General features: G+C 27.7%; 14 protein-coding genes. 2 read left to right on the forward strand and 12 right to left on the reverse strand.

Annotated features, from left to right (window positions below; genetic code table 11):
- Positions 1-6: 6 nt before the first annotated feature.
- Genes AC5SL3_RS04355 through AC5SL3_RS04395 form a run of 9 tightly spaced genes read right to left on the reverse strand, consistent with a single transcriptional unit; the run spans position 7 to position 6400 of the window.
- The gene (locus AC5SL3_RS04355; RefSeq protein WP_006997167.1) at positions 7-177 is read right to left on the reverse strand and encodes a hypothetical protein; all 171 of its coding nucleotides are present in this window, start codon (positions 175-177) and stop codon (positions 7-9) included.
- A gap of 58 nt (positions 178-235) precedes the next feature.
- Positions 236-568, reverse strand: coding sequence for a HesB/IscA family protein (locus AC5SL3_RS04360; protein WP_006997168.1), 333 nt, complete (start codon positions 566-568; stop codon positions 236-238).
- Positions 568-864: an iron-sulfur cluster assembly protein gene (locus AC5SL3_RS04365; protein WP_011281910.1), complete on the reverse strand. Its 297-nt coding sequence runs from the start codon at positions 862-864 to the stop codon at positions 568-570. Before AC5SL3_RS04365 ends, AC5SL3_RS04360 begins: the two co-directional genes overlap by 1 nt.
- Before the next feature lie 3 nt (positions 865-867).
- Positions 868-1338: a Fe-S cluster assembly sulfur transfer protein SufU gene (sufU, locus tag AC5SL3_RS04370; protein ID WP_018413975.1), complete on the reverse strand. Its 471-nt coding sequence runs from the start codon at positions 1336-1338 to the stop codon at positions 868-870.
- Positions 1338-2555, reverse strand: coding sequence for an aminotransferase class V-fold PLP-dependent enzyme (locus AC5SL3_RS04375; RefSeq protein ID WP_494577620.1), 1218 nt, complete (start codon positions 2553-2555; stop codon positions 1338-1340). The genes sufU and AC5SL3_RS04375 overlap by 1 nt, the downstream gene beginning before the upstream one ends.
- Positions 2552-3796, reverse strand: a complete 1245-nt coding sequence (locus tag AC5SL3_RS04380) for a SufB/SufD family protein (protein WP_494577622.1) — start codon at positions 3794-3796, stop codon at positions 2552-2554. The genes AC5SL3_RS04375 and AC5SL3_RS04380 overlap by 4 nt, the downstream gene beginning before the upstream one ends.
- Positions 3797-4531, reverse strand: a complete 735-nt coding sequence (gene sufC, locus AC5SL3_RS04385) for a Fe-S cluster assembly ATPase SufC (RefSeq protein ID WP_494577623.1) — start codon at positions 4529-4531, stop codon at positions 3797-3799.
- Positions 4531-5973: a Fe-S cluster assembly protein SufB gene (gene sufB, locus AC5SL3_RS04390; RefSeq protein WP_006997174.1), complete on the reverse strand. Its 1443-nt coding sequence runs from the start codon at positions 5971-5973 to the stop codon at positions 4531-4533. Before sufB ends, sufC begins: the two co-directional genes overlap by 1 nt.
- A 1-nt stretch (position 5974) precedes the next feature.
- On the reverse strand, positions 5975-6400 hold the full coding sequence (locus tag AC5SL3_RS04395; RefSeq protein ID WP_006997175.1) for an RrF2 family transcriptional regulator: 426 nt from the start codon (positions 6398-6400) through the stop codon (positions 5975-5977).
- A 136-nt stretch (positions 6401-6536) separates the two neighbouring features.
- Here AC5SL3_RS04395 and AC5SL3_RS04400 point away from each other — a divergent pair, with 136 nt between their 5' ends.
- Positions 6537-7193, forward strand: a complete 657-nt coding sequence (locus AC5SL3_RS04400) for an alpha/beta hydrolase (protein WP_011281905.1) — start codon at positions 6537-6539, stop codon at positions 7191-7193.
- Between the two features lie 2 nt (positions 7194-7195).
- Here AC5SL3_RS04400 and AC5SL3_RS04405 read toward each other — a convergent pair whose 3' ends face one another.
- The gene (locus tag AC5SL3_RS04405; RefSeq protein WP_494577625.1) at positions 7196-8323 is read right to left on the reverse strand and encodes an anhydro-N-acetylmuramic acid kinase; all 1128 of its coding nucleotides are present in this window, start codon (positions 8321-8323) and stop codon (positions 7196-7198) included.
- A 44-nt stretch (positions 8324-8367) separates the two neighbouring features.
- On the opposite strand from AC5SL3_RS04405, the gene tyrS reads away from it, so the two are divergent.
- Positions 8368-9597 (forward strand): tyrosine--tRNA ligase, encoded by a 1230-nt coding sequence (tyrS, locus tag AC5SL3_RS04410; protein WP_494577626.1) that lies wholly within the window; start codon positions 8368-8370, stop codon positions 9595-9597.
- Here tyrS and AC5SL3_RS04415 read toward each other — a convergent pair.
- Both AC5SL3_RS04415 and prfB read right to left on the reverse strand, forming a co-directional pair.
- Positions 9594-11786: a hypothetical protein gene (locus tag AC5SL3_RS04415; protein ID WP_494577627.1), complete on the reverse strand. Its 2193-nt coding sequence runs from the start codon at positions 11784-11786 to the stop codon at positions 9594-9596. The two genes, tyrS and AC5SL3_RS04415, sit on opposite strands and share 4 nt — an antisense overlap.
- A complete protein-coding gene (prfB, locus tag AC5SL3_RS04420) occupies positions 11786-12835 on the reverse strand; it encodes a peptide chain release factor 2 (protein WP_494578783.1) in 1050 nt (349 codons plus the stop codon). Before prfB ends, AC5SL3_RS04415 begins: the two co-directional genes overlap by 1 nt.
- Positions 12836-12862 lie beyond the last annotated feature (27 nt).

The raw sequence follows: 12862 nt of genomic DNA on the forward strand, positions 1-12862 counted from the left end.
GACTAATTACTGTCTAGTTGTTGCGATTGTATCTTTGTTAATTCCTTTTTTAACAACGTAATCCTGTGTGCCATTAGCACCAGTGTTTACTTCTTTTCTAAGAGTCTTGAAAAAAGTTCTTTCTTTAAGTGACTTTTCTAAAGATTTAACAAGATTTTTAAATTCAAATTTATTCATAACTATTTAATACCACAGATATGTGATATTTGCAATACTGATATGCGTTTAAGTAATGTTATACTTTAAATGACTCACCACAACCACAACGTTCAGATTCATTGGGGTTATTGAATACAAATGATGATGAAAATTCCTCTTTTTTATAGTCCATTTCAGTGCCTAATAAGTACATAACAGCTGCAGCATCAACAAAAACCTTAACACCTTTGTCTTCAATTATTTCGTCTGAAGGATTTATTTCTTTTGCATATTCCATTACATAAGACATGCCAGCACAACCACCAGACTTAACTGCAACTCTAACGCCAATTGAATTCGACTCTACTCCAGACATAATTTCTTTAATACGACTTGCAGCATTATCACTTAATTTAATGATAGGACTCATTATAGATTTAACTCCAATTTAGCAGCTTCCGACATCATTGATTTTTCCCAAGGCGGTTCAAAAACTAAATCTAGATCAACTTCTTCAATGCCTTCTACTTGCATTGCACTATCCTTAACTTCCTGAGGTAAACTTTCTGCAACAGGACAATTTGGTGTAGTCAAGGTCATTATTATTTTAGCTTTAGACTCGTTTACCTTAACATCATAAATTAAACCTAATTCATAAATATTGACCGGTATCTCTGGGTCATAAATTTTTCTAATTTCAGCTATTACTTGTTCTCTTAAATCCATAATTTAATCTAATTTTTCAGTATTAATTTCTTCTTGAGTATTGTCAATTGCAGAAATTAAAGTATGCCATGATAAAGTCGCACATTTTACTCTCATTGGATATTGTTTTACTCCAGACAAGCACATTAATTTAGTTTTTTCATCTTCTTCTAGGTTTTTTGATTTTAATTCAGGATTCTCCTTAATCATACCTAAGAAGTCATTTACAATTTCTTTAACTTCTACCTCTTCTTTGCCTTTAATTAAATCAGTCATAATTGATGCTGAGGCCATTGAAATTGCACAGCCACTACCTTCAAATGAAATATCTTCTACTTTTTTATTCTCATCAAGTTTTAAAAATACATGTACATTATCACCACATAATGGATTCTTACCCATTGCATCTTTATTAAAATTTTCAGTTTTTCTTAAGTTGCGTGGATTTTTACCATGCTCTAAAATTATTTCTTGATAAAGTTCTTTTATATTCATTAGAGGTTAAAAATTTTCTTACAGTTATTGATAGAATTATTAAGTTGATCTAAATCATCTTTTGTATTGTAAACACCTAATGAAGCACGTGCACTTGCCGGTATTCCTAATTTGTCATGTAGGATTTGACAACAATGATGACCTGCTCTAATAGCAACACCATCTTCATCCAATATTGTAGCTATGTCATGTGGATGAACACCTTCTATAGTAAAAGATAAGACTGCTGACCTATGTTTTGGGTTACCAATTAATTTAACTGAATTATTTTTTCTTAAAATTTCTTGACCATACTGGATTAATTCTTGCTCATGTTTAATCATGTTTTCAATTCCGATTTTTTCTAAAAATTTTATAGATTGATCAAATGCTATAACTTGTGCTGTAGCCATTGTTCCAGCTTCATATTTATTAGGTAAATCACCATATGAAATGCTATCTTTTTTTACATCTTGAATCATTCCACCACCACCTTGATAGGGTGGTAATTCCTCTAGCCACTTTTTCTTTGCATATAAAACACCAAGACCAGTAGGCCCATACATTTTGTGGCAAGAAATAGCATAAAAATCACAGTCTATGTCTTGCATATCAAGTTTTAAATGAGGAGCACCTTGGCATCCATCAACTAAAACCGCAATACCTTTTGAATGAGCAAATTCTGTTATTTCTTTAACTGGTAAAACTGATCCTGTTACATTTGATAAGTGTGTAATAGCAATTAATTTTGTTTTTGATGTAATTTTTTTTTCAATACTTTCTAAAGTAATTTCTCCATCATCATTAATTTCAGCAAACTCAATCTTTATACCTTTAGATTGCCTCAAAAAATGCCAAGGTACGTAATTAGAATGATGTTCAAGTTCTGTTATAAGTATTTCATCACCTTCTTTTAAAAATTTTTGACCATAGGTATTAGCTACAAGATTAATTGCCTCAGTTGCACCTTTTGTAAATACAATTTCATTTTTATCTTTAGCGTTAATATATTTTTGAACAGAAGATCTTGTATTTTCATAAAGATTAGTTGCAGCTACTGCTAAGTAATGAACGCTTCTACCTGTGTTTGAAAATTCATTTGTATAAAAATCATTAACTCTATCAATTACAGATTGTGGTTTTTGAGATGAGTTAGCACTATCAAGATATACAAGATCATTATTATGAACTTTATTATTAAATATTGGAAATTCTTTTTTAATATTTTCTATACTCACTCTGCAACTCCCATCATATCTTTGATTAAATTTTTGATTTCTAAATCTGTAATTGTTTCAACTGCATCCATTAGAAAACCATTAATCAATAATTCTTTTGATTGCTGATGACTTAGACCTCGAGACATTAGATAAAATATTGAGTCTTCGTCTAAGTTACCCGAAGTTGATCCATGCGAGCATTTTACATCATCTGCATAAATTTCAAGTTCAGGTTTACCATCGAATTCTGTATTTTCATTTAAAAGTAAAGCTTTACTTAGTTGGTACCCATTTGTTTTCTGTGCTTTTTGATCAACAAAAATTTTACCTTGATAAATACCTTTGGATTTATCATTTAAAACCGTTTTGATTAATTGATAGCTTTTTGTATTTTCTGCCAAATGATTTATGTTTGTTTTAATTTCATGATGTTGTGAGTTTTTTAAATTTATCACACCATTAATAAATGCTGAACTGTATTGATCATTTAAATTACAATTTACTTCATTTTTGATAAATTTAGATCCTGTTGAAAAAATAAAATTTTCAGAGATACTATTTTTTTCAAGATTAATATTATTATAAAAATATTTAATATTAGAATTAGTTTTATGATCAATTTTATAGCTTTTAAGGATTGCATCTTGAGCAATATCAAAATTTTGATTAATATTAATGAAATTATTTTGAGAGTGATCATCAAATATAGTAACTAATTTCAAGCTACTATTTTTTTCTAACTTAATATCTGTTCTTAAATTGAGTGCTGTTGAATTAACATCCTCAGTAGTAATATTGTATAAAATTAATGGCTTATTTAATGCATAATTCTCCTTAACGATAATACCAATATGTGCACTAGCTAGAGCATGATTTAAGGATACTAATGGATTAATTTCATTAGTATTGTTGCTTAAATCTAAACCATTATTAATTAAAACTTTAGTGTCATCCTCATACTTGATGTCTACTTTTGAAATAACTCCATTAATAAAAATAATCTTATTATGTTCGAACTTATTAATTAATGATATTTGATCTTTAGGCTCGTAAGTCTTATCATCATAAAAACTTAAATTTTCAATATTAGATGAGATAATTTGATTTAAATCAGAAAATTTCCAATCTTCAATTCTTTTATTTGGAAAGCCTTTATCAATAAAAATTTTTAAATTTTTTTTTCTAAACTCAACATTATTTTCAGAAAATTTTAAATTTTCAGTCATCTTATTGAAATCTGATTTTAATTGTTCAATCATTTAACTAAGAGTTTCGTAACCTTTGCTTTCTAATTCCATTGCCAATTCAGATCCTCCAGATTTAACAATTTGACCATCAATTAAAACATGAACAAAATCTGGTTTAATATAATCAAGTAATCTTTGATAGTGGGTAATAATTAAAAAAGAACTGTCTTTACTTCTTAATGCATTCACACCTTCAGATACTATTTTTAAAGCATCAATATCAAGTCCTGAGTCTGTTTCATCTAAAATAGACAGCTTAGGATTTAGTATAGACATTTGAAGTATTTCATTTTTTTTCTTTTCTCCACCAGAAAAACCTACATTCAATTGTCTACTTAATATTTTTTCATCAAATTTTAATTCTCCAGCTTTTTGTTTAACTAACTTTAAGAATTCAATAGCATCTAATTCTTTTTCACCTTTAGCTTTTTTAATTGCATTTAAAGATGTTTTTAAGAATATATTGGTATTAACCCCTGGTATTTCTAATGGATATTGGAATGCTAAAAATATTCCTTTATGAGCTCTTTCTTCAATTTCTAAATCTAAAAGATTTTCATTAAAATACTTTACTTCGCCAGTTACAGTGTATCCTTTTTTACCTGAAAGAACATTTGATAGAGTGCTTTTTCCAGATCCATTAGGACCCATGATTGCATGTACCTCTCCTGGTTTAATTTCTAAATTTAAACCTTTTAAAATTTCTTTATTATCAATATTCGCTTTAAGATCTTTAATTGTTAACATCAACCAACACTCCCTTCTAAACTAATTCCTACTAATTTTTGAGCTTCAACAGCAAATTCCATTGGCAATTGTTGCAGAACCTCTTTACAAAAACCATTAACAATTAAACTTACTGCCTCTTCTTGATTTAAACCTCTTTGATTACAATAGAACAGTTGTTCATCACTAATTTTAGATGTGGTTGCTTCATGCTCAATATTTGAGCTAGAATTTTTATTCTTTATGTATGGAACAGTATGCGCTCCACACTTATTACCCATCAAAAGAGAGTCGCATTGAGTAAAATTCCTTGCATTGTCAGCATTTTTTGCAATATCCACTAAGCCTCTATAAGTATTATCTGCAAATCCAGCTGAAATACCTTTTGATATTATTTTGCTTTTTGTATTTTTACCCAAATGAATCATTTTAGTACCTGTATCTGCTTTTTGATGATTGTTTGTTATTGCTATTGAGTAAAACTCTCCTACAGAATTATCACCCATCAATATACAGCTTGGATATTTCCATGTAATTGCTGAACCTGTTTCAACTTGTGTCCAAGATATTTTTGAATTTTTTCCTTTGCACAAACCTCTTTTAGTTACAAAATTATAAATTCCACCTTTTCCATCTTTGTCTCCAGGATACCAATTTTGTACAGTTGAATATTTTATTTCAGCATCATCTAGTGCAACTAATTCTACATTTGCTGCATGTAATTGATTTTCATCTCTCATTGGTGCTGTGCACCCTTCTAGATAACTTACATAACTTCCTTTATCTGCAATGATTAAAGTTCTTTCAAATTGACCTGTTTCTGTAGCATTAATTCTAAAATAAGTTGAGAGTTCCATCGGGCATCTTACACCTTCAGGAATATATACAAATGACCCATCAGTAAATACTGCAGAATTAAGTGTTGCAAAATAATGATCTGATATTGGAATTACAGACCCTAAATATTTTTTTACTAATTCGGGATGATCTTGTATAGCTTCAGACATAGAACAAAAAATAATTCCTTTTTTATTTAGTTCACCCTTAAATGTGGTTGCAACAGAAACTGAATCAAATACAGCATCAACTGCTATTCCATTAAGTCTTGCTTGTTCTTGAAGAGGTATTCCAAGTTTATTATAAGTTTCTAATAATTTTGGATCTAACTCGTCTAAACTTTTTGGTTTGTCATCCATGCTTTTCGGTGCTGAATAATAATAAAGATCTTGATAATCTATTTTGGGATATTTAGGTTTTTGCCAATTAGGTTCTTTTAATTGCTTTAATCTTTCAAAGGCTTTCAATCTCCAATCAAGCATCCATTGTGGTTCTTTTTTAATATTTGAAATAAACTTAATTACTTCTTCATTTAAACCCTTGGGTGCTCTAGTATTTTCAATATCAGTTGAAAATCCATATTTATAATCTTTTAATTTTTCTATTTCTTTTTCTCTTGCATCCATTTTAATTTCTACTTTCTGAAGAATTGCTTATAAGATCTTTTAAATTTTTTTGTTCGAAAAAATGATTGATATGAACTTCAAGTTCGTCCCATAAATTATGAGTGATACATTTCGTAGTCTTACTATTGCATCCTTTTTTAGATTCCTTCTTGCATTGAACAGTTTTAACTTCTTCATCTACGGCACTAAGTATGTTAGCTAATTTAATTTCTTCTGGTTCTTTGTTTAAGATATAACCTCCATTGGTACCCCTAATACTTTTTACGATATTATATTTTTTTAACTTAGAAAAAATTTGTTCTAAAAAATCCAAAGAAATACCTTGTCTTAACGATATATCTCTTAAAGATACTGGATTAACACTATTGAACTTAGCAAGATCAGCTAAAGCCATTACTGCGTATCTACCTTTTGAAGTTAATTTCATATTATCCTTATTTAAGTGGGCTTTTTATACAAACCTGACTAAATTAGTCAAGTATACAATACATAAAAAAGATAACATATTGTCGCTTAGTTATGATATGTGTATTTTTTTTTGAGAATAATAATCAATATCATTTATGGACAATAAAATAGTTGAAGTTTTTATACCTGGGCCTGCTGGAAGAATGGAGGCCAAGTATTACAAAAGTGAAAAAATTACATCACCAATAGCGTTAGTATTACAACCTCATCCTCAATATGGAGGAACAATGAATAATAAAGTTGTAGTTGATACATTTCATACTTTTATGGAAAATGGATTTTCTGTATGTAGAGTAAATTTTAGAGGTGTTGGAAAAAGTGATGGTGAGTTTGATAATGGTCAAGGTGAACTAGCTGATGCTGCTGCAGCCCTAGATTGGTTAGAACGTGAAAATTTTGATAACTCACAATGTTGGGTTTCAGGATTTTCTTTTGGGTCTTTAATTGCAATGCAATTGTTAATGAGAAGACCAGAAATAAATAGATTTATTGCAATTTCGCCACAACCAAATGTTTATGACTTTTCATTCTTATCTCCATGTCCTACTTCAGGTTTAATGATTTATGGAAAAAAGGATGAGTTAGTTCCCTTAGAACATATTACAGATCTAGATAAAAGATTGAGTGCCCAAAAAGGTATTAAAGTTGACTTTCAGGCTATAAATGATGCTAATCATTTTTTTACTAAAACAGAAGACGTATTAGTAAAATGTTTAGATAAATATATCAAAAAAGAATCTGCTTTATTTTAATCTTAATAGTTTTTAACTAAAACTCCACCTATTGACGGTTTTTTGACATTTGTAGTATTGGGGAATGAAATTACTTTTTTAAGTGCAGACCTAATTGCAAGATAAGCAAAAGCTTGGGACTCGATGAAATCACCATCAATCTTATAATCATCAATTATTTTTAAACAAATATTTTTTGGTAGTCTTTTTCTTATACTCTCCATTAATGAAAGATTTTTTCTTCCACCACCACAAACTATTATTAATAACTTTTTATTTTCTTCACTGTTGATTGATTTTAAAATTGATTGATAAATTATTATTGCTGTAAAATCTACTAATGTAGATAAGCCATCCTCATATGTGAGACCTTTTACAAAACTTAAATCAAAATCTTTTATATCAAATGAAAGTTTTTTTTGATTACTTATATTGTCAAAATTATCAATCGCTTGATTTAGAATAACTTCACTTGTTTTTCCTATATTTGATGCTTTTCCATTTTCATCATATTTCATTTGTGTGTGTCTTCTAACCCATTCATCTAAAAGACAATTACCAGGACCTACATCAAAACTTTTTAAATCTTCATTATTTTTTGAGATAACAAGAGTAATATTTGCGATACCTCCTATGTTTAAAACACAAGCAGGTTTCTCTATTTTATTCTGGTTTATAAGTAAGTTGTGAAAGATTGGAGCTAATGGAGCTCCTTGGCCTCCATTATGAATGTCATTTTCTCTAAAGTTATAAACTACATTTTTTTTTAAAAGACTTGATAGTAAATTGCCATCTCCTATTTGTTTTGATATTTTTTCCTGAGCATTGTGAAAAATTGTTTGACCGTGAAACCCAACTATATCTACATCTACTCCTGCATTCTTTATAATTTCTTTGCTAATTTTTGCATGAAATAAGGTAATTTTTCTCTCGAGCTCGTTAATTTGATAAGAATTAGCTTTTATATCTTTTATTGAATTTATTTTATCTCTGAGATTTAGTAAGTTTGAATAAATTACCGCATCATACTCAAAATATTTATCAAATATAGGCTCATAGTTACTTTCACCATCTGATTTAATAATTGATGCATCAACCCCATCCATAGATGTGCCACTCATTAACCCTAAAGAAGTATAAAATTTTTCCATTCTTATTTTTAAAGTAAATATTGTATATTCTAGATAGCATATTTATGAATAAATTTTTAAAAGAATTTAAAGATCGTGGTTTCTTTTACCAGTGTACAGGTGAAGAAAATCTATCTCAATTATTAGATAAAGAAAAAATCAGAGCTTATATTGGTTTTGATTGTACAGCTGAAAGTCTTCACGTTGGTAGCTTACTTCAAATTATGTGTCTTAGATTGCTCCAAAAACATGGCCACCAACCAATTGTTTTATTAGGAGGGGGTACTACTAGAATAGGTGATCCATCTGGAAAAGATAAAACTAGGACAATTTTATCTGAAAAAGAAATAGAAAAAAATATAAATAATATTGAAAAAATTCTAAAAAATTTTTTAGATGATAAAGATCCAGAGACAAAACCTATATTTGTTAATAACTACTCGTGGCTTAAAAATTTAAATTATATTTCTTTTCTAAGAGATGTTGGAAAACATTTTACAATTAACAAAATGTTGAGTTTTGATAGTGTCAAAATTAGATTAGAGAGAGAGCAGTCATTAAGTTATATGGAATTTAACTATATGATTTTACAAGCATACGATTTTTTAGAATTAAACAAAAAAGAAAAATGTATGCTTCAAATTGGTGGCTCTGATCAATGGGGTAATATTGTTAATGGAGTTGATCTTATAAAAAGATATTCAAATAATCATGTTTACGGTTTAACGACACCTCTTATTACATTGGCATCAGGTGCAAAAATGGGTAAAACTGAATCTGGAGCTGTTTGGCTAGATAAAAAATTTCTTTCATCATATGACTACTGGCAATTTTGGAGAAATATTGATGATCGAGATGTCTTAAAGTTTTTAAAAATTTTTACAGATATTAATGTTGATGAAATTGAAAATATTAAAAATGATAATATTAATGAGCTAAAAATTTTACTTGCCAACAAAGCTACTTCTATGTTGCATGGAGAAGATGAGGCAAGTAAATGCCAAGAAACAGCCAAACGAACATTTTCTGAAAATTCGTTAGGGGATAACCTGCCAACCACTCAAATTAATAAAAAAATGTTAGATGATAATATAAGTATTCTAGATTTGGTAATTTTATCAAAATTAGAAAGTTCTAAAAGTGAAATTCGAAGATTAATTAAAGGGAATGGAATTAAAATAAATGGTCAGGCTATTTCTGATGAAAAGTTTTTAATTACTAAAGATTTATTTAAGAGTAGTTTAATTAAACTTTCACTTGGTAAAAAAAAACATATTAAAGTTGAGTTAATTTAGTTCTTTTTAATTTTTTCTAAAGTTCTTGTTATAAATCTAGGTGTTAGAGTTTTAATTGGATTAACTGTTGTGGATAAATTCTTTGGAGGTCCTTTTATTTTAAAACTTACACCAAAAACACCTTCACCTGTTTTTTCTCCTATTAGTATTTTACCCAGTAGTGGAATTGAGGCTATAGATCTATTTATAGTTGTTGCTGGAACCAATGTTCCTCTCAAGCTAACCAATTTCTTTGATTCAATATAGCCATCCATTAATATAGAAATAGCAGGTCCAATTGCATACATTTCTTCAATATTAGTAAGACCTTTTTGACTTGAATATCTCATTTCAAAATCGGTAAATCTTATTCCCTCACCCGTTAAAAGATCTGCAATACCTTGAAGTGACGCTAGGCTTAAAAGCTTAGCAAAAACAGGTACCTCTTTAACTTTAAAGTTATCAATAATTAATACAGAATTAGAAACACCATCTTTTTTTATAGAATTAAAATTTAGATAACCTTCTTCAAATCCTTTAATGAAATCATATCTTTTAATTAAAGGTTTTGGATAGTCTGAAGAGAATTTTGTAACAGTTTCATTTTGGTTATTAGTTTCAATAGATAAGTTCATTTTTTTATTGTTAGAAAAAGTAGATGCTAGATTTAATTTATCTAATTTATTATTTTTAAAAGTGAAGTATCCAGCTAAGTTTTTAGTATAATCGTTTTTATTTATAAAAGTTGTGTCTATTTTAATATCAAATTTAGAATTAAAATTTTCAAAAATTGAAGTACTTTCATCATTACTCATGCTGTTGTTAATTAACTGTGTTGCATCAAAACTTTTACCATTTATGGAAAAATTAGATTTATTTTTTTTTAGCTCTAAATTGTTAAGAAGATCATTTTTATTTCGATAATTAAGTTTAATGTAACTTAAATCTTTAACTTTAAAATTTTTACTAAACAATAAATCTTTAATTAAAATTTGATTATTTTTTTCTGTTATAGAAATATCTTTTAATATCAATTCTTTATTTTTTTTGTAAATACCTTTTAATAAAATTTCTGAATTGTTTCCCTTTTTCCTCTTATAATCTAAAAAATTTATTATTAATGGATTATTTTTAATATTAAGGTTTGTATCAAATGTTATCTTTCCATCATCTTTAATAACACTGTAAGATAATTGTTCAGACTTGTCACCAATATAGATATCTCCATCTCCCCTAATATCAAATATACCTTTTATTAATTTAATTTTAATTTTATGATCTATAAATTTAATTTGCTCTGTATAATTAGGTAAAAAAGTTTTTAAATTAAGGGGATTTTTAACTATTTGAAAATTTTCTAAGCTTAAGTTGGTCTCTAGTTTTAAATCTTTTAATTTTAATTTTTTGTTAACATTGAAAGAAAAAATATTTATAGAATTAAAGTCAATTTTTTCTATCTCTATATTATTTAGTAAATCACCAAATATAGGTTTTAATTTGTTTATATCAAAATTTTTTTCTTCATTTGCCACCTCTCCATCAACAAAAAATATATCTTTCTTTTTTTCAATTTTGATTAAGGGCGATTTTAATTTTATACTATTAAAATTTGTTTCTATCATTTTTAATGTTAGCTGATTGTTGCTTATATTAAATGAAAGGTTTAAATCATCAATTTCAACCTTGTTAAAAATATTAAATTTTGCTTTTTTGACAGTCCCAGTTATTTGATAGTTGTTTTTTATTTCTCCATCTATATCAAATTTAAGATCTATATCTGTAGAAATTAATCCCTCTTTAGTGATGTTATCTAAAACAAAAAGTTGTGGTGAGCCTTCAACTGCTCTTGTTAATGAGATTAAATCTTTGATTTTAATTTCTTTTGTTGAAATTTTTAAATCATCAATAGAAAACTGATTACTTATAAAAGATTTTAATGAAATATTGCTAGTAATGTCTTTTAAATATAGACTTTTATCTTCCAATAATATTTTAGGGTTTTTTGTTGAAATATTAATACTAAAATTCAGTGGGTTTAATAGATAATTAACCTCATTTAATGAAAGGTTAATTTTTTTATTAATTTTTGAAACATTCTTTATAATTTCTTTATTAAACTTGTCAGTTTTTACTCCATAGAGGCTCAAGTAAATAACAATTGTTGCAAGCGTTATTATTAATATTACAAGAATTTTAACTATTCTTTTCATTATTTCACTTTATATAACGAACTTTCTAAAAAATCATCAATCTCGCCATCTAAGATTTTATCAGGGTTTGAGCTTTCAAAGTTAGTTCTGTTATCTTTTACCATTCTGTACGGGTGAAGTACATAAGATCTAATTTGATGACCCCAACCAATTTCTGACTTGGAAGACTCTACTGTTTGGCTTTCTTGTTCTTTTTTTTTTAATTCAAAATCATATAGTCTTGCCTTAAGCATATTCATACAGGTATCTTTATTTTTATGTTGTGATCTTTCATTTTGACATTGAACTACTATTTTAGAAGGTAGATGGGTTATTCTTACCGCACTATCTGTAGTATTCACATGCTGCCCTCCTGCTCCACTTGATCGATAGGTGTCAATACGTAAATCTTTTTCATTAATTTCTATTTCAATATTTTCATCTACGATTGGATAAATCCAGATACTTGCAAAACTAGTATGTCGTCTAGCTCCAGAATCAAAAGGAGATATTCTAACCAACCTATGAATTCCTGACTCAGCTTTTAACCATCCAAAAACATAATCACCCTCAATTTTAATAGTTGATGATTTTATGCCTGCTTCCTCTCCCTTATGTTCACTAATTAATTCTGATTTAAAATTCTTAATATCTGACCATTTTAAATACATTCTTCTTAACATTTCTGCCCAATCCTGGCTCTCTGTTCCACCAGCACCGGCATGAATTTCTATATAGCAATCTAAACTGTCAGTTTCATTTGACAAAAAACATTTAGTTTCATTTTTTTTAGCTAATTTTTTTAAATTTTTAATACTCTCAAGAACTTCGTTTATGACAGATTGATTTTTTTCTTCTAAAGCAAGTTCGTTCAATTCATCAAGATCAATTATTGATTTAGATGAATTTTCATATGAATTTATTAATTCTTCATATAATTTTTTTTCTTTAATAACTTTCTGAGAATTTGCTTTATCTTGCCAAAAATTAGCTTCTAATATTTTTTGATTATTCTTTTCTAATTTTTTATGAATATCATTTTTTTCAAAGGTACTCCTTAACTCTTTGATTGATTTTTTCTATTTCAGATTTGTAAT

The sequence above is a fragment of the Candidatus Pelagibacter sp. PS_34 genome, assembly GCF_059417845.1.

Bases quoted from the DNA above. Each gene is read 5' to 3' on its own strand.
- AC5SL3_RS04355 (WP_006997167.1), bottom strand. From the start codon at position 177: ATGAATAAATTTGAATTTAAAAATCTTGTTAAATCTTTAGAAAAGTCA.
- AC5SL3_RS04360 (WP_006997168.1), bottom strand. From the start codon at position 568: ATGAGTCCTATCATTAAATTAAGTGATAATGCTGCAAGTCGTATTAAA.
- AC5SL3_RS04365 (WP_011281910.1), bottom strand. From the start codon at position 864: ATGGATTTAAGAGAACAAGTAATAGCTGAAATTAGAAAAATTTATGAC.
- sufU (WP_018413975.1), bottom strand. From the start codon at position 1,338: ATGAATATAAAAGAACTTTATCAAGAAATAATTTTAGAGCATGGTAAA.
- AC5SL3_RS04380 (WP_494577622.1), bottom strand. From the start codon at position 3,796: ATGATTGAACAATTAAAATCAGATTTCAATAAGATGACTGAAAATTTA.
- sufC (WP_494577623.1), bottom strand. From the start codon at position 4,531: ATGTTAACAATTAAAGATCTTAAAGCGAATATTGATAATAAAGAAATT.
- sufB (WP_006997174.1), bottom strand. From the start codon at position 5,973: ATGGATGCAAGAGAAAAAGAAATAGAAAAATTAAAAGATTATAAATAT.
- AC5SL3_RS04395 (WP_006997175.1), bottom strand. From the start codon at position 6,400: ATGAAATTAACTTCAAAAGGTAGATACGCAGTAATGGCTTTAGCTGAT.
- AC5SL3_RS04400 (WP_011281905.1), top strand. From the start codon at position 6,537: ATGGACAATAAAATAGTTGAAGTTTTTATACCTGGGCCTGCTGGAAGA.
- AC5SL3_RS04405 (WP_494577625.1), bottom strand. From the start codon at position 8,323: ATGGAAAAATTTTATACTTCTTTAGGGTTAATGAGTGGCACATCTATG.
- tyrS (WP_494577626.1), top strand. From the start codon at position 8,368: ATGAATAAATTTTTAAAAGAATTTAAAGATCGTGGTTTCTTTTACCAG.
- AC5SL3_RS04415 (WP_494577627.1), bottom strand. From the start codon at position 11,786: ATGAAAAGAATAGTTAAAATTCTTGTAATATTAATAATAACGCTTGCA.